Origin of the sequence: Alkalibacillus sp. S2W (assembly GCF_046764385.1) — a bacterium.
GTDB classification, from domain to species: Bacteria; Bacillota; Bacilli; order Bacillales; family Alkalibacillaceae; genus Alkalibacillus; species Alkalibacillus almallahensis.
Genome location: NZ_CP177234.1, coordinates 574,486 through 591,940 on the forward strand (window position 1 = coordinate 574,486; position 17,455 = coordinate 591,940).

The 17,455-nt window shown below is 39.4% G+C and carries 17 protein-coding genes, 1 pseudogene and 1 riboswitch; of the genes and pseudogenes, 16 read left to right on the forward strand and 2 right to left on the reverse strand.

Going from position 1 to position 17,455, the window contains the following annotated elements; all coding sequences use genetic code 11:
* Positions 1–173 precede the first annotated feature (173 nt).
* From ACKXGF_RS03125 to ACKXGF_RS03165, 9 genes and pseudogenes are all read left to right on the forward strand, one after another.
* Positions 174–554, forward strand: coding sequence for a nuclear transport factor 2 family protein (locus ACKXGF_RS03125; RefSeq protein ID WP_411954823.1), 381 nt, complete (start codon positions 174–176; stop codon positions 552–554).
* A 189-nt stretch (positions 555–743) separates the two neighbouring features.
* A pseudogene (locus tag ACKXGF_RS03130) lies at positions 744–1,181 on the forward strand (AhpC/TSA family protein); the annotation flags it as partial.
* Positions 1,182–1,292: 111 nt separating this feature from the next.
* On the forward strand, positions 1,293–1,484 hold the full coding sequence (locus ACKXGF_RS03135; RefSeq protein ID WP_167261822.1) for a DUF378 domain-containing protein: 192 nt from the start codon (positions 1,293–1,295) through the stop codon (positions 1,482–1,484).
* Positions 1,485–1,823: 339 nt separating this feature from the next.
* Complete coding sequence (locus tag ACKXGF_RS03140; protein ID WP_411954824.1) at positions 1,824–2,780, forward strand: AAA family ATPase; 957 nt, start codon at positions 1,824–1,826, stop codon at positions 2,778–2,780.
* A gap of 4 nt (positions 2,781–2,784) precedes the next feature.
* The gene (locus tag ACKXGF_RS03145; protein WP_411954825.1) at positions 2,785–4,053 is read left to right on the forward strand and encodes a DUF58 domain-containing protein; all 1,269 of its coding nucleotides are present in this window, start codon (positions 2,785–2,787) and stop codon (positions 4,051–4,053) included.
* A complete protein-coding gene (locus ACKXGF_RS03150; protein WP_411954826.1) occupies positions 4,050–6,284 on the forward strand; it encodes a DUF4129 domain-containing transglutaminase family protein in 2,235 nt (744 codons plus the stop codon). The genes ACKXGF_RS03145 and ACKXGF_RS03150 overlap by 4 nt, the downstream gene beginning before the upstream one ends.
* Positions 6,285–6,327: 43 nt before the next feature.
* Positions 6,328–6,429, forward strand: a riboswitch (purine riboswitch).
* 122 nt (positions 6,430–6,551) lie between these two features.
* Complete coding sequence (locus ACKXGF_RS03155) at positions 6,552–7,889, forward strand: NCS2 family permease (protein WP_411954827.1); 1,338 nt, start codon at positions 6,552–6,554, stop codon at positions 7,887–7,889.
* A gap of 495 nt (positions 7,890–8,384) precedes the next feature.
* The gene (locus ACKXGF_RS03160) at positions 8,385–8,951 is read left to right on the forward strand and encodes a DUF2179 domain-containing protein (RefSeq protein WP_411954828.1); all 567 of its coding nucleotides are present in this window, start codon (positions 8,385–8,387) and stop codon (positions 8,949–8,951) included.
* A complete protein-coding gene (locus ACKXGF_RS03165) occupies positions 8,923–9,105 on the forward strand; it encodes an NETI motif-containing protein (RefSeq protein WP_411954829.1) in 183 nt (60 codons plus the stop codon). The genes ACKXGF_RS03160 and ACKXGF_RS03165 overlap by 29 nt, the downstream gene beginning before the upstream one ends.
* Positions 9,106–9,179: 74 nt before the next feature.
* Here ACKXGF_RS03165 and ACKXGF_RS03170 read toward each other — a convergent pair whose 3' ends face one another.
* Entirely contained in the window at positions 9,180–9,506 is a 327-nt protein-coding gene (locus ACKXGF_RS03170) for a DUF2892 domain-containing protein (protein ID WP_411954830.1), read from the reverse strand.
* 81 nt (positions 9,507–9,587) lie between these two features.
* Between ACKXGF_RS03170 and ACKXGF_RS03175 the strand changes: the two genes are divergently transcribed.
* From ACKXGF_RS03175 to ACKXGF_RS03195, 5 genes are all read left to right on the forward strand, one after another.
* Positions 9,588–11,336 carry an adenine deaminase C-terminal domain-containing protein gene (locus ACKXGF_RS03175; RefSeq protein ID WP_411954831.1) on the forward strand — a complete coding sequence of 583 codons (1,749 nt, stop codon included), beginning with the start codon at positions 9,588–9,590 and terminating at the stop codon, positions 11,334–11,336.
* A gap of 36 nt (positions 11,337–11,372) precedes the next feature.
* On the forward strand, positions 11,373–12,458 hold the full coding sequence (locus ACKXGF_RS03180; protein ID WP_411954832.1) for a DUF3048 domain-containing protein: 1,086 nt from the start codon (positions 11,373–11,375) through the stop codon (positions 12,456–12,458).
* A 15-nt stretch (positions 12,459–12,473) separates the two neighbouring features.
* Positions 12,474–12,779: a YerC/YecD family TrpR-related protein gene (locus tag ACKXGF_RS03185; RefSeq protein WP_167261812.1), complete on the forward strand. Its 306-nt coding sequence runs from the start codon at positions 12,474–12,476 to the stop codon at positions 12,777–12,779.
* Between the two features lie 226 nt (positions 12,780–13,005).
* The gene (locus ACKXGF_RS03190; RefSeq protein WP_411954833.1) at positions 13,006–13,290 is read left to right on the forward strand and encodes a hypothetical protein; all 285 of its coding nucleotides are present in this window, start codon (positions 13,006–13,008) and stop codon (positions 13,288–13,290) included.
* A gap of 107 nt (positions 13,291–13,397) precedes the next feature.
* Entirely contained in the window at positions 13,398–13,700 is a 303-nt protein-coding gene (locus tag ACKXGF_RS03195) for a GRAM domain-containing protein (RefSeq protein ID WP_411954834.1), read from the forward strand.
* A gap of 119 nt (positions 13,701–13,819) precedes the next feature.
* On the opposite strand, the gene ACKXGF_RS03200 is transcribed toward ACKXGF_RS03195, so the two are convergent.
* Complete coding sequence (locus ACKXGF_RS03200; protein ID WP_411954835.1) at positions 13,820–14,917, reverse strand: branched-chain amino acid aminotransferase; 1,098 nt, start codon at positions 14,915–14,917, stop codon at positions 13,820–13,822.
* Positions 14,918–15,157: 240 nt separating this feature from the next.
* On the opposite strand from ACKXGF_RS03200, the gene ACKXGF_RS03205 reads away from it, so the two are divergent.
* Positions 15,158–16,606 (forward strand): carbon starvation protein A, encoded by a 1,449-nt coding sequence (locus ACKXGF_RS03205; RefSeq protein WP_411954836.1) that lies wholly within the window; start codon positions 15,158–15,160, stop codon positions 16,604–16,606.
* A gap of 12 nt (positions 16,607–16,618) precedes the next feature.
* Positions 16,619–17,368 (forward strand): 2-keto-4-pentenoate hydratase, encoded by a 750-nt coding sequence (locus tag ACKXGF_RS03210; RefSeq protein WP_411954837.1) that lies wholly within the window; start codon positions 16,619–16,621, stop codon positions 17,366–17,368.
* Positions 17,369–17,455 lie beyond the last annotated feature (87 nt).

Genomic DNA, 17,455 nt, shown 5'->3' on the forward strand with positions numbered 1-17,455 from the left:
GATAAAATCTCAATTTCGCCGATCAATGCCACGCGCGCGAGGCACTGATATCACCTTTCAAAAATGACACATATTTAACTTGCAGATCAGCTTAACGCTTTTCTACAAGTTTTTTATTTCTCATCATTTATTGATAAAATGAAGGCAAACATCGAAAAGAAGGAGCTTATCCCATGAATATTGTGTGCGAAGAAAGTTGTGGCAATGCACCGCGTAAGGCTTTGTTAAGAGATTTCTCAATCGCATTGACGTCGGGTGATGTTGATGCCTTTCAAGAATTTGCGGTGGACGATTTGGAGTGGCAATATGTCGGCGGCGATAAGATCGTTGGTTTAGATGAATTACGGCATACGATTCAATCAAAAGGTGAAGATAACATTCAAGAGCTGCGTTTAGAAAATATCATTACTCACGGTAAAACAGCAGCGGTTGATGGCGTCATTCATTATGAGAATGAAACCTATATGTTTTGTGATGTATATGAATTCAATCGTGCTGATAAAAACGGCAAAGTAACAAAAGTTAAGTCCTATCTTATTCCGGTGCCCTCTTAATAATAACTCTCTAATCAAAATAGTTTGAATTAATCCGCTTATCGGGTAGACTATTCTTAAAGGAGAGTGAGACCTATGAACGCGACATTAGAACAGCCATCTGGTGAGTCAGTCGAATTAGATGGTCTGATTCAGAATCAAAAATCGATTGTCATTCTTGTGCGTCATCTTGGTTGACCAGTTTGCCGTGAGCATATCACGCAGTTGCGTGAACGTTATGATGAACTGTCCCAATATGGTTATCAAGTTTTAGTGATTGCACCACATAAAAGCTCGTTTGTTCAGGAATTCTTAAACCAATTTGGCGACTATCCATTTCCTTTTTATGGGGATCCAGAGAAACAAGCTTACCGTGAAGTCGGTGCCAAATCGATGCCTAAAAGTAAATTATTAATGAAGAGTCTAAAAGGGTTCGTAAAAGGATCGATTTCCAATGTTATCCCGAAAGAAAAAGGTCAAAAAGATGTCGTGATGAAATCGATGAAATCAGAAGATGTTTCGATTCAAGGTGCGACTTTATTGTTTGATGAAAATGGAAGCACAATCCATATGCACCTAGATTCTTCGCCTGAAGATCACATTAGTGTTAATCAATTATTCCAGATTTTAGAACAACAAAAATCTTAAGCATAAACACCACCTTATACTCGAAAAAAGATTGTGTATGAAATGGCTGATATGAAACATACTACCATTACATAGCGTCTAATAAACGAGTAGGAAAGGTGGTGTATTGTTTTGAGAAAAACAGCACTTATATTGCTCATTATTGGTGGCTTAAACTGGCTACTTGTTGGCTTGTTTGAGTGGGATTTATTAGGTGGTTTATTCGGTGGTATGGATGAATTTATTCCACGATTAGTTTATATTATTGTTGGTTTAGCTGCACTATACGCCTTGTCATTCGTTGACAAAGTTGATCATGAATAACTGTTAAAGTCGCTTCTATTTAGAGGCGGCTTTTATTTTATTCACTCATGCACCGACTTTCATGTTATTATAGACGTATAAAATTTTGATTTTTCTTATACTTCAGGATTTATTGAAGAGCACTTAAAGTGGGGGACCAAAGTGGAACGTTGTTTTTGTTATGAGAAATTTAAAGATCAATTACCCAAAGATTTTCGCCCCAATTGTTTTAAAGAGCATTGTCGTAACTACCGCGAAAATATGAGGGAGTTAGGGTATAACGTAACTAAGCCGAAACCATAATGGTTAGAGATAGAATAGTTATCGTGATGATCATTGAACTTAAGGAGGCATTTATCTATGAACCAGGAAGTTACGGAGCAACAATCACAAATTCAAGCTTTAATTGATAATATCGAAACGGTTGTTGTGGGGAAACGAGAAACGGTTGAACTGACAATCGTAGCATTATTAGCTAAAGGGCATGTATTACTAGAGGATGTACCTGGTGTCGGAAAAACAATGCTCGTCCGTGCGATTGCTAAATCACTTGATTTGGATTTTCGCAGAATTCAATTCACCCCAGATTTATTACCATCAGATGTGACGGGCGTGTCGATTTATAATCAACGTGATATGCAGTTTGAATTCCAACCAGGTCCGATTATGGGGAATGTTGTACTGGCTGATGAAATTAACCGAACGTCTCCCAAGACACAATCTGCTTTACTAGAAAGTATGGAAGAAAAACATGTTACGGTCGATGGCATGACGCGGGAGTTAAGTAGTCCGTTTTTCGTTTTAGCTACTCAGAACCCAATTGAATATGAGGGAACATATCCCTTACCTGAGGCTCAGCTTGATCGCTTTCTTTTAAAATTAAAAATGGGTTATCCCGTCAAACAAGAAGAAATGATGATGTTAGATCGCACAACACATGAACATCCGATTGAAACAGTTCAACCTGTCATGACACAATCAGAGCTACTTGCGAAACAAGAAGAGGTGCAAGGGATTCATGTGAGTCAGTCGGTTAAGCAATATATTGTTGAAATTGTTGCGAATACGCGCAAGTACCCACTTATTCAGTTAGGTGCGAGCCCTCGTGCTTCTATTGCCTTAATGAAAGCAGCTCAAGCTTATGCGTTAGTCCAAGGCCGTGATTACGTGATTCCGGATGATGTGAAATATATGGCTCCTCATGTTCTTGCTCACCGTCTGCAATTAACGGCTGAAGCGAAGTTTGAAGGCAAGTCTGATAAGCAATTATTAGAAGATCTGATTAAGAAAACAATGATTCCTGTAGAAAGAGGATAAAACAATGATTCAATCCATTAAAACAATCGTTACCTTATCCTTAGTAATAGCGCTGATGGCGCTATTATTTACATATAGTATGTTTCAAGGTGGTTTCGTTAGTTGGTTCTTGTTTTTTAGCTTTATCCCCATATTATTATATGCGATTTTTATGATTTTCTATCCAATGGGTTTAATGAAGGTTGAAAGACATGTGCATCAACATTATCTGAAAGCCGGGCAGACTTTGAGAGTAACAGTCACAATTAGAAGACGTATTCCTTTTCCCTTGTTTTATTTAATCGTTGAGGACGAACTTCCAGAAATGGTGACATGGCATGATACGAAGCAGTATAAGTATCGGTTTTTAGGGTATCCAGACCAGTTAAAGAATCGAAATAAGGCGAAGACGGTTATGTTTCCATTCTTGCGTCAAAAATTGCAATTTAATTATGAAATTGATGCAATTCCGCGTGGGCGTCACCACTTTAATCAAATTAAAGTCGTAACAGGTGATTTGTTAGGATTTGTGAGAAGAGAACAACTGGTGAATGTTGATACTTACGTATTAGTGGAACCCGGCGAAATTCCGCTCACTCTGGGTATTGAACAATCGACTTTTGAAGAAGGCCAACAAACGAATTATACGGTGAAAGCCAATCATACGAATCTTGTCTCAGGTGTACGTGACTATGCTCCAGGTGACCAGATGTCTTGGATTGACTGGAAGACGACAGCTCGGAAGCATGCGCTAGTGACAAAGGAATTTGAAGAAGAGAAACAAAAGGACCTCACGATCATTCTGAATGGTCATGCAGAAGAGGATCAGCGTTGGCTGGCATTCGAAGCAGGTGTTGAATTAACTTATTCAATTTCGTTACAAGCGTATGAGGATTATGGAGATGTTAGTGTTGTAGCGTTAGGCAAAATACGCGAAGACGTGACATTAAAGCATGGGAAACAATCATTTGAAAAATTGACTCGCATGCTTAGTCAGATTCAAATGGTGAAAGAGAATCAATTCGCTAAACAGTTGAAGCGAGAAGCGTGGCATTTATCGAAAGATCGTCACCTTGTCATTGTGACGCATGATTTATCAACATCTATTTATCAAACGATCTTACAATTAAAACAACAACAAGTTGATGTACAGCTCGTCTTTGTACGTAGTAAGCATTTAATAGGTCATGATGAGCATCATGGTATGGATCAACTCCATTATGGGGGCGTGCGTGTTACTTGGTTGAATGAGGACCGTTTGATGAAAAGGCAGATTGAGGTGAGCGCATCATGAAGCTAAAACTAGAACAATCGAATCGTTTAGTTAGTTTAGCGCTCTTTGTCGGAAGTATGTTTCTCTTAATGGAATGGGTCTATCCACTAGATATAGTCACAGATACGGGGCAGTCTCATTTATTTATTGTTTTTATTGTTGTCATGTTTGCCTTGTCATTGATTCATTTACCATTCGGGCTAATTTCGGTCATCAAAACAGGGATTTTGCTATTATTTATTCATCATGTCTTTTTCGATACAGCTTTCTTTTCGACTGAATGGTTGAAGCTGTTCTTTGAAGAAATGGTGTTTAATGTCCAAGAATCGGTTCAGCAAAATTGGCAAACATTAACGCCCGTTTTTCGGACGTTTCTCTTTTTAATATTACTATGGATGTTAAGCTATTTATTATATTACTGGTATGTGGTTGTTAAACGTCCACTTGCGTTTATTTTTCTAACAGTATTATATGTGACGGTATTAGACACGTTTACGGTGTATGAAGCTAATATGGCTATTATTCGTGTCTTTAGCTTAAGTGCGCTGTTACTCGTGTTAGCAAACTTTCACCGGATTGTTGAAAGTGAGAGCCTAACAGAACCTAAAGCTCGCCAATTTATTAAATGGTTGGCTCCGATGATCTTAGTGATTGGCATAAGTGCTGCTATTGGTTATGCTGCGCCGAAATATGAACCGCAATGGCCAGATCCAGTCTCATTTATACAATCAGCTTCAGAGAATGGCTTTGGAAGTGGAGCTGGATTTGGCGGCGTTCAGCGTGTCGGTTATGGGGAGCATGATGACCGACTAGGTGGTGGCTTCCAGATGGATGATACGACCGTTTTTTATGCAACAGCTAGTGCTGAACGCTATTGGAAAGTCGAAACGAAGGATGTCTATACAGGCCATGGTTGGGAGCGTTCCAGTGAAGGTGAACGAATCGCGAGTGAGACAGGTCAGTTTCCAGAGATTTCGCAATATGGCGATGTGGTAGCGCGAGAAGAGTCTGGTTTAGATTTACAAATGATTGAACCAGGTAATTTAACTAAAGTTCCTTATATATACGGTACAGAACAAGTGGGAACAACCAATGACCAAATCAATTTTGAATATAATCTCGTAACGAATGAGCTCTTGTCTTTAGATCATGGTGACCAAACGCTTGTAGAGGAAGATTATTCAATACAGGCTGATCGTCCTGATTTCCCAAGGAATGCTATGCGCGAAGTTCCGGTTGCTTATCAAGAGGAATCAGGCATTGATGAATCTTATTTACAGGTTCCAGAAGATTTACCTGACCGTGTTAGTAATCTTGCGGGTATGATTGTATCTGAAGAAGATCAGAATCGTTATGATTATGCCATGGCCATTGAAAACTACTTCAGTGAAAGCGATTATGAATATGCGACTGAAGACGTCGCTGTTCCAGATGAAGATGAGGATTATGTCGATCAGTTCTTGTTTGAAACGAAGCGAGGTTATTGTGATAATTTCTCAACGTCGATGGTTGTGTTGTTACGATCATTAGATATTCCGGCACGCTGGGCGAAAGGGTTCACAGGTGGTGACCGAGCTGTAGAACAAGATGCATTCCCTGAAGCAGGATCCAATGTTTATGAAATTCAAAATAATAATGCCCATTCTTGGGTAGAAGTTTATTTTCCTGACGTTGGTTGGGTTCCATTTGAACCGACGATCGGATTCCAGAACCAAGTTGACGTCTCTACTGGTGAATCGATTGATGATATCTTAGATGACAATCAAGATGATGCACTCGATCAACCAGAATCATCTGAACAACCTGATGTTAATAATCAGCTTGAAGAAGGTGAAGAGGAAAATGATTCTGAAGCGGCTGGTACTAGTGGTGACGCATCTGTTTCACCATGGATTGTTATCTCAATAAGCGTCATCATCGTCGTTCTTGTCGGATTATTGATTTATTATCGTGACCGGTTAGTCTATGCATGGCGAAAACAACGCCTTAAACATCATGTTAACCAGGCGACCATAACTGAATCGTATCAGTTTGTCATGAAGTTACTGGCGAAAAAAGGATATCCATTTAAATCTGGGGAAACATTACGCGAGTATGCTAAACAAGCCGATCAAATTTTAGACGGTCGTAGTATGAGCGAACTAACACATCACTATGAACAATTTATTTATCGCGAAGACTCTTTCCAATCAGAGCAAGCGGAATATTACCGCCTTTGGAAGAAAGTCACGGATTTGATTTTGTCGAAATAGCGGTTGACTAAAGCCTTGTATAAAGATAAAGTAATAGTGTAAACAAAATTTGATATGGAACACTTATATAATATTGGGAATACGGCCCAAGAGTTTCTACCGGACTACCGTAAATGGTCCGACTATGAGTGACTAATAAACGACAGCAGAGGTGTGTGACGTTCTATGCGTTGATACCTTTGTGTCGGTTTGTCCTCGTATGCACTCTTGGCGATTACGCTCAAGGGTGCTTTTTTTGGTGTTTCATAAATGGGGGAGGACAGATTGTTGAAAAATTATTTTCGTTTTGAAGAGTTAGGTACGAATTACCGCCGCGAAATCATGGGTGGGATCACAACGTTTTTAGCGATGGCGTACATATTGTTCGTCAATCCATCCGTACTAGCTTTGTTGGATGTAGAAGAATTACCTGAAGGGGTTACGCGGATGGATCCAGATGCGGTGTTCGTCGCAACAGCTCTAGCCGGTGCAATCGGTACGCTTGTCATGGGGTTAATCGCACGTTATCCGATTGCTTTAGCTCCAGGGATGGGGTTAAATGCGTTCTTTGCTTACACGGTTATTTTACAATGGGGCATTCCATGGGAAACAGCGCTAGCTGGTGTCTTAGCTTCTGGATTAATATTTATGGTCTTAACATTAACGGGTGTGCGTGAGAAAGTTATTAATGCAATCCCGAATAATTTAAAACTAGCAGTTGGTGCAGGTATTGGTGTTTATATTGCGTTTATCGGTTTAACCAACGTAGGGATTATTGAAGCGGATCAAGACACGTATTTAACGCTTGGAAACCTTGAAGATCCATATACATTACTTGCGGTTTTCGGAGTGGTTGCAACAGTTATATTATTAACGCTCGGCTTTAAAGGGGGCGTGTTTTACGGCATGATCATCACGGCGGTGGCTGGAATGCTAGTCGGCTTAATCGACCCACCGTCTGGCATGAATGATGTGGTCAGTGGTGTGCCAAGTTTAGAGCCAACATTTGGAGCGGCATTTGGCAACTTTGGTGAGATTTTTACGCTGCAAATGCTCGTGGTCATTATGACGTTCTTATTCGTGGACTTCTTCGATACGGGTGGAACACTTGTCGCTGTTGCCACACAAGGTGGTATGATGAAAGACGGTAAATTACCACGCGCGAACCGTGCATTATTCTCAGATTCAACAGCAACAGTAGCCGGGTCGATTCTTGGTACATCAACGACGACGTCATTTATCGAATCGACAACAGGTGTTAGTGCCGGTGCTAGGACAGGCTTTGCCTCAGTGGTGACAGCCATTTTATTCCTACTCGCGTTATTCTTCTCACCTCTGTTAGGTATTGTCACGTCAGAAGTGACAGCACCAGCACTGATTATAGTTGGAATTTTAATGGCAGCCAACTTGCGTCATATTGAATGGGATCAATTCGAAATTGCAGTGCCAGCGTTCCTGACGTTAATTGCGATGCCACTGACTTACAGTATCGCAACAGGGATTGCAATTGGTTTTATCTTCTATCCAATTACGATGTTGGTGAAAGGTCGAGCGAAAGAAATACATCCTGTTATGTATATCCTATTCGTGATTTTCCTACTATATTTTATTTTCTTACCTGAATAAAATTTATTAGCTCATGTTCTTCCTGTAGGAGCATGAGCTTTATTTTATCTGAGCTCTTATTTAACTAGGTCGCCGATATTTCAGCTGATCTCGCTGATAAAAATGGGATGGCGCTGATAAATCTTAAATGGCGCTGATAAATTAAGAAAGTCGCTGATATAATTAGAATTGCGCCGATAAATTTAGCTGAGTCGCTGATAAAATTCAAAAGTCGCTGATAAAATCAGAATGCCACTGATATATTCCGCGAGGCACCGATTCTAGAAAAAAGTAGGCTGATCAACAGTTCCTAGCTTAAAATTTTTTGTCACTCATTAGTGAAACATGCAAAAGATCATTTATCATGATTAATTGGTGCAAGCCGTATAATAAATGTTGTGTACAATAATGATGAAGTATTGATAATAAGGGTATTCGCTTGTAATCTGACCGAAAAATCGTTTACGATATGCACTATACAAGCGTTTGGATCTTATTGGAAGAGGAGGGCCCTGAATGTTAGAATCTGGACTTATAATGCTATTGATTATCTTTAGTGTTAACATTGTTTATGTATCCTTATTGACAGTTAGGACTATTTTTACGCTAAAAGGGCAAAAATATATTGCAGCATCCGTTGGTGTATTTGAGATCACCTTTTATACAGTTGGTTTGGGCTTAGTTTTAGAAAATTTAGGCGAAATTCAAAACTTAATCGCTTATGCACTCGGTTTCGGTGTTGGTGTGATTAGTGGTATGAAAGTAGAAGAAAAATTAGCAGTTGGTTATATTACGGTAAATGTGATTTCTTCCGATCCGAGCATCCCATTTACGGAGTCTTTAAGAAATCGTGGTTATGGTGTGACGAGTTGGTATGCTTATGGCATGGAAGGTGACCGTTTAGCGATTCAAGTGCTAACGCCGCGTAAATATGAATTAATGTTATATAAATCAATTAAGGAAATTGACCCGAAAGCATTTATTATTGCTTATGAACCGCGACAAATTCATGGCGGTTTCTGGGTTAAGAAAGTTAGAGGGAGTCGATTGAAGCGTGAAGAAGAAAAAATTCAGAGTGAATGATTATCAATCGATTGATGATTGTTTGAATCAGATGGAATCAGAAGGTTATCGACCGATCAAACGTATAGAAAAGCCAGTGTTTGAAGAACAACAATCAGGTGAAGCTGAGCCTGTTGAACAGGAAATTGTTTTTCAAGCTGTAAAGGATGAATAATTCGATTATGAAAACATACAAAAATCCGAACACGTACAGAAGACGGTTCGGAGTTTTGTATTTGATAGTTGTATTTAATCCGTAACTGGACGATCAGTGGATTGGGATGTTTGGTTTTCTTCCGACGATTGATTATCTTCAGTTGAATCGCCTTCGATGTTCGTTGGATCAGAAAATAAGTTAAATGGTAAATTGGCATTGATTTGCTTTTTCGCCATGTCGGTTACGGGACAATAGCGTACAATACCTTCAGCGACCTTCATAGCTGCCGCAAGAATCAAGAGATAATAACGTTGATGCCACGGACGTTTAGTCGCTTTAATTGTTCCGTAGCTAATAAAAAACAATCCTAATGTTATTCTTACTAATGCATTAATGGTTCCGATGTTTTGTTTTCCCATTTTACCCTTCCCTTCAAGAGTTTAATGTATTAAAATTTTACATAAGTGGATAGTGCACGTTAATAAACGGAGGCATGGATAATGAAAGAACAATTATACAGATGGCGAAATAAACAAATTAGACAACATACCGCCGTGGTTAATGGCGACATTGCACCTACTCTCGTATTAAAAAATGCGACCTACTTAAATGTTTTTCTAAAACAATGGGTAAAAGCGAATATTTGGATATATGAAGATCGCATTGTGTACGTTGGTGACGATATGCCAGACTACGTGTCAGATCGAACGGAAATTAAAGATTGTTCTGGACAGTATCTTGTACCTGGATATGTGGAACCTCATGTGCACCCATTTCAGTTATATAATCCCCATTCATTTGTGGAATATGCATCAAAGCGAGGAACGACAACATTTGTTAATGATAATTTGATGCTTCTTTTATTATTGCAAAAAAAGAAAGCGTTTTCTTTATTGGATGATTCGCAAACATTACCAGTATCCATGTTTTGGAGTGCACGTTTTGATTCGCAATCAGAGTTAAGAGACGAGGAAGAATTAATTAATGATGAGACAGTTTTAGATTGGCTCTCACACGATGCTGTCATGCATGGTGGTGAGTTGACGAATTGGCCTGAAATACTGAGTGAAGATGATCGTGGTTTATATTGGATGCAGGAAACGAAACGTCACCGCAAAGTAGTGGAAGGTCATTTTCCAGGTGCTTCGGTAAAAACATTAGCGAAATTAAAATTACTTGGAGCAGATGGTGACCATGAGTCGATCTCAGGTGAAGAGGTTTATAATCGCGTTAGTTTAGGTTATTATACTGGTTTACGCTACTCTTCTATTCGACCTGATTTACCTAATATTCTGGATGATTTAAAAGCATATAATGGCGATTATTATGATTATTTATTTTTCACAACAGATGGTTCAACACCGTCATTTTATGAACAAGGTGTGATCGATCGCTGTGTAGAAATTGCAATAGAGAAGGGCGTTGAGCCAGAACAGGCTTACGCGATGGCAACCATCAATTCAGCGCGCTATTTCGGAATTGACCATCGACTCGGTAGTATCGCCCCTGGTCGAATCGCGCATATCAACTTCTTAGAAGCCCCAGATCAACCCAAGCCAACAGCTGTATTAGCTAAAGGCGAATGGATTACGTTTGATGGTTATGCATTTCAGCGATTAACGCCTGATATTGAATGGTTGCGTTACGGATTTAATGAGTTGAATATCGATTGGTCGTTACGTAAAGATGATTTGATCTTCTCGTCACCAATTGGTATGAAAATGTTAAATGACGTGATCTTGAAGCCATATCCTGTGAAATCAGAGTCACAAAGCCAGCATTTGCCTGAAGAAGATGATACAGCATATGTGATGCTAATGGACCGCGATGGCGAATGGCGTATTTCTTCATTCTTAAAAGGATATACGAAATCAATCGGCGGTCTCGCGAGTTCTTATTCTAACACAGGTGATATTGTCTTAATTGGCAAAAACACAGACGATATGAATATGGCATTTGAGCGGATGAAAGCGTTAGGCGGTGCGATTGTTGTTGTGAATGATGGTGAAATTATTTACGAATTAGCACTCCCGTTACAAGGGGTGATGTCGGATTTACCAATGGATGAATTGATGGAAAAAGAACGTGAACTAAAAACGCTGATTAAGGATCATGGTTATCCTTATAGTGATCCTGTTTATACATTGTTGTTTTTATCATCAACGCATCTACCTTATATTCGTATTACGCCAAAAGGTTTAATGGATATTAAGAAAAAAGAGATACTCTTTCCTTCTGTTATGCGTTAAAATAAAACTAGACCATTCACAAAAAGGGTGTTGGATATGAAAAAGATGATTTGGCTATGGGCGCTAGTGCTTACAGTAGTGTTAGTAGCTTGTAGTGACGGGGAAGAAAGTGAGAAAGACCAATCAACAGAAGATGAGTCAGCAACAGAAGAGCAAGAGACAGAAGAAACGAATGAAAACGAAGAAACATCGGATGAATCAGAAGAAACGTCAGAACTAGAATTCACGTATCCGTTAACAGGTGAAGAAGCTGACGAAGAAATTAATCGAAGAGCACTTGCGGTAATGGTTAATAATCATCCATCTGCAAGACCGCAAACTGGATTGACAGATGCTGATGTTGTTTATGAGTTTTTAGCTGAAGGATGGATTACCCGATTAGTAGCGTTGTATCATAGTGAAATACCAGAACAAGTCGGGCCAGTTCGAAGTGCGCGTTCGTATTATATTGAAACAGCTAAAGCTCATGATGCACTATACGTTTATCATGGAGCGGCTAACTTTATTGAAGAAGATCTTCGTAATGGCTGGGTTGATAATTTAAATGGAGCCTATCATGATGATGATAAACACTTGTTTAGACGTTCATCTGATCGTCGGGCACCACATAATTCATACGTCTTTTTAAATAATGCCTATGAGGTAGCGTCGAACAAAGGTATAGAAACTGAAATGGATCATGAAGGGTTTAATTTTAAGTCGGTCAATAATGAAGAACCTGTTGAAGGTGAAACAGCTGAATCGGTTAGTGTTAGTTACTCATCTAATCGAAGCGTGTCTTATCAATATGATGAAAGTGAAGGTGGATACATTCGATCAAGTGACGGCCAACAGAACAGTGATTTAGTGACAGGGGACCCGATTGTCCTCGAAAATGTGTTAATATACGAGACAGGGCATGAAGTCATTGATGATGTTGGTCGCCGTGATATCGATATTCAATCAGGTGGCCAAGGATATGCCTTGCAAGAAGGTAAGCTAAAAGAAATCCAATGGGAAACCGTGAACGATGTCATGACACCAATGGTTGACGGTGAACCGTTAGAATTACTACCTGGACAGACATGGGTTAACATCGTACCAGAATCGCCAGGATTAACTGAATCCGTTACATATGAGTAACGAAGGAGGCAAAACATGCAAATTGATAAATTACGCGGTCGCGAATTAGACCAATTATTTGAAGCGATTTTACAATTAAAAGATGTTGAAGAATGTTATCGATTTTTCGATGATGTGGCAACAGTGAATGAGATCCAAGCGTTAGCACAACGTTTAGATGTCGCACGTATGTTACGCGAAGGCCATACGTATCAACGCATTGAGGAAGAAACAAGTGCTTCAACAGCGACAATCTCGCGTGTTAAGCGCTGCTTAAACTATGGCAATGACGCTTATGAATTAGTGCTTGACCGCGTTCATGAAGAAAAATCACAATCATAAATTAAAACTTACCCATTAAGTTTCAGTAGTACAATTTTGGAGAACAAATATTCATTTTCCTTGATTGTACTACTTTTTTTATATGATAAATCGCAAGTAAAACGGTAAAATAATAGTAGAAATTAAAGGATTAAAAGTACATATATGGTAAAATAAGTGGAACAAACTATTCAACGAACATAAGCGAATGATTGTGCATGGGAACAAGATATTTAGGAGGAGTAAGATGCAAGAAAAAGCCAACTTTTGGTCATTTATCTTTTCTATTATTTGTATATTCTTGTTTCTAACAGCAGCATTCTCAGGTTGGATTAGTGATTCTGTAGCAGGGATCCACCCTTTGACCATCGTTTTATGGATAACATTAAGTACATTTCTGCTCGGTATATTTGGTTTATCTGGGATTAGAAACTTGAAGGGACTCTCAAGAAGTGTATTTACAGTCGTTATTACACTTAGTTTATCAATTTTTCTAGGTGTTGTTTTATTAACTGGGAGTTTAGTTAACTAACGGGTGCTTTAGTTGAACATGAAGTTGTTGCATGGATTGTTCCTATTACTTATTGATGTGAATTTTTTAATAGGGTAAGAAAATTAACTTTTAAAGGATGATGTTTTATGTCAGAAGCTTATGAGCATAAAGATGGTGCTAATCTGTTTAAAGGAATAGAAGCTGTTGGCGGAAAATTATATTTAACCAAGGAAGCATTAATTCATCGTCCTCATAAATTCAATATCCAATCAGGAGAGACTGTTATTGAACTAAAAGATATCGCTGAAGTCTTAACCAGAAATACGTTACTAGTTATACCTAATGGATTACTTGTTAAAACAACAGGTGGGAATAAATATAAATTAGTAGTGTTCGATCGAGATAATTGGATCGAAAAAATCAACTTATTCAGACAGGTTTGGAACTGAAAATTTAAGTACAGGCTTCAAAAGGTTGATGTAAAGTTTTTAACGCTGATTTAAGTGGCGCCTGAATCTTAATCAATAAAAACGACCAGCTTAGCTCATTAAGCTGGTCGTTTTTATGTTTAGGACACCTTAGTTGCAACAGTGTTATTCACATTGATAACCCAATCAAACGGATCATCAACTTTTCCGTATTGGATTCCCATGAGTGTATCGTATAGGTTTTTCGCGAGGTGACCAGTTTCGCCATTATTAAACAGCATTTTCTTTTCACCCCAATCGAGTTGTCCAATTGGAGAGATCGCCGCAGCTGTTCCTGTTCCAAAGGCTTCAATTACATTTCCTTTTTCATATTCTGTATAAAGTTCATCAATTATAATGGCGCGCTCTGTCACATGATAGCCCCAATGTCGTAGTAAGGCCATGGCTGAATCACGAGTGATACCGTTTAAGATACTACCGTTTAACTGAGGTGTGACCACTTCATCGCCAATTTTGAAAAAGACGTTCATACTGCCGACTTCTTCGATATATCTCTTCTCAACACCATCAAGCCACAGCACTTGTGCGTAACCATCTTTAGCTGCAACTTCTTGTGCCTTTAAACTCGCAGCATAGTTACCACCTGTTTTCGCTTCACCTGTGCCTCCTCGAACTGCTCGTACGTAATCATTTTCAACAGCAATTTTGACAGGGTTAATCCCTTCTTTATAGTAAGCGCCGACGGGTGAGAGAATAATCATCAATGTATAATTCGTTGAGGGTGCAATACCTAGAAACGGCTGGGTTGAAATAACAGTCGGACGAATATATAGAGACATGCCCTCGCTAGTTGGAATCCAATCTTTTTCAATCTGAATTAATTGTTTTAATGCATACAAAAGAAAATCTTCATCAATTTGAGGGATACAGAGTCGCTCGTTCGATTGATTAAAACGTTGAAGGTTTTTCTGAGGGCGGAAGAGTAGTGGTTCGCCTTCAGGGCTAAGGTAGGCTTTTAGTCCTTCAAACACGGATTGACCATAGTGGAATACCATTGCAGCAGGGTCGATTTGAAGCGGTTGATACGGTGTGATTCGCGCATCATGCCACCCTGATTCCTCGGAGTAATCCATGAGAAACATGTGATCAGTGAATGTTCGACCAAATGAAAGTTCATGATCGAAAGGTTTTTCTTGATAGGAAGTGGTTTTAAAAACAGATAGTGATTGTTCAGCCATGTTGTCATCCCCTTTTAGTCAGAAAATTTTAATGATTATCATAATACACGTTATCGCAGGTTTCAACCCCTTTTATAAATGTAAGCGTTTTTATTTGAAAATTTTAAAAATTCATCATCAAAGGGTTGAAAAGGGTAGGAGATGGGAGTAGAATACAGGTTAAATTTTCTAACGCAAAGCTAAGAAGCATTAATGTTTTAAAGCTTTCTAAAACTAAAGAATTTGAAAGGAGGTCCAGTGATGCTTACATTTCTTGCATCTATCTTATTTTTAATTGTAGGTTACATAACGTACGGAAAGGTGGTTGAACGAATTTTTGGGGCAGACGATTCTCGCGAAACGCCTGCTTACGCGAAGCATGATGGTTTTGATTATAGTCCAATGAGTTGGTGGAAAGGTAGTTTAATCCAGTTATTAAACATCGCTGGGCTTGGTCCGATTTTCGGTGCCATTATGGGTGCCTTATACGGACCAATTGCTTTTGTGTGGATCGTATTAGGATCGATATTTGCGGGGGCTGTGCACGATTATTTCGCTGGCATGATGTCCTTAAGACATAATGGCGAGCAATATCCGGCGCTGGTCGGGAAGTACTTAGGAAAATATGCACAATCATCGATTAATATCGTTTCCATTGCCTTAATGGTGCTGGTGGCAGCAGCGTTTACGGCGGGGCCAGCAGAGCTGATTGCTCAATTAACGCCTTTGACCTTCACTGTTGCGATCATCCTTGTCTTTGTTTATTTATTAGTCGCAGCGGTACTACCGATTAATAAAATTATCGGAAAGGTTTATCCCGTGTTTGGTGGCATATTAATATTTATGGCTTTAGCGATTGGATTCGGCATGTTGTTTTTATTCGAACATCCGATTCCAAATTTAACTTTTGCGAGTATGCATCCTGGTGAATTACCAGTATGGCCACTCATGATGGTGACGATTTCGTGTGGTGCAATTTCAGGCTTTCATAGTACTCAAAGCCCGATTCTCGCCCGAACGATCAAAAAAGAATCAGAAGGTCGTAAAGTGTTTTACGGTGCGATGATTGGTGAAGGTGTGATTGCGCTCGTTTGGGCTGCAGCTGGTATGACGTTCTTTGGAAATACGGGCGGTTTACAAGAAGCAATCACTGCTGGTGGTGCTGCAGGAGTAGTCAACGAAATTAGCCAGACAACGCTTGGGACTTTGGGGGGAATATTGGCGATTTTAGGTGTGATTATTTTGCCGATTACAACTGGCGACACAGCACTCCGATCATCGCGAATGATGTTAGGGGATGTCTTGCGTCAGACGACTAAAAAGTCATTTAATGGTCGCAAGGCAAAGTTGTTTTTAATTATTCCAGTGGCTCTTCCGGCTTTTCTATTATCTCAAATAGACTATTCATTTTTATGGCGTTATGTCGGATGGACCAATCAGCTCGTCGCCACAGTGATGTTGTGGACAGGAGCTATGTATTTGTTAAAACAAGCTAAATTTCATTGGATTTGTAGTGTGCCGGCAACATTTATGACGGGAGTGGTCTCGACGTATATCTTTTATGCGCCAGAAGGGTTTGGCTTAGACTACGGATTATCAATGATTCTCGGTTCGATTATATGGCTAGCTGTGATCAGTTGGTTTGCTTGGCAAGTTTATCAAGAGAAGCGACAAGACTATCCTGCTGTTGCTCGTTCGAACGCAAATTAGGGAGGTGACAAGATGAGCGTAGTTGATCAATTATATAGAGCCTATCATGGAGGCCCTTTGTTATCACGTGTTGAAGTGGGTGTGGAATCGTTAGAGCAAGCCTATGACGTACAAGAGCAACTCGTTGAGAAAGAGGAGAAGCAAGGCAATCCTCTTGCAGGGTATAAAATTAGTTTAACAAGTAGCGAAACACAAGATTTATTTGGCGCAACAGAACCGCTTTATGGTGCTTTGTTAAAAGATTCGATTGCAAATAATGTTGTGGAAATTAATACGCTCAGAGAACCACTGATTGAAGTCGAATTAATGTTTTTAATTGATTCACAGATTGATTCAGATGACGATGAAACAACCATTTTAGACAAAACACGGATTGCACCAGGCATTGAAATTCCTGATTCGCGTTATGAGGATTGGTTTCCAAAGTTAGCTTTGAATCAAATTGTGATGGACCGAGCAGTAGCAGGAAAAGTGGTTGTCGGTGAAGTGCAAGAAGGGTTAACAAAAGCTGATCTCAATGACCTGACCGTACATGTTTTTTTAGATCATCAGTTGTTAGTCACAGGAACGTCTGAAGATGTGATGGGAAATCCGTTAAATGCGGTGAAGTGGCTGGTGGATGCATTAGCTCGAAATGGACAGCATTTAGAAGCTGGCATGGTCGTTTCATCAGGCACCTTTATGCTACCGAAGCAGCTTGAAAAAGGTGTTTACCGAGCAGATTTTGAGCGAATCGGTCAAGTTCAGGTGGAGATCGTTTAGTTTGACGCAACCATATTGAAAAATGATTCAAGTGATTTGAATTATGGTGCAAGGAATTTGAACTTTGAAGCAAGAAACAAAAAGATT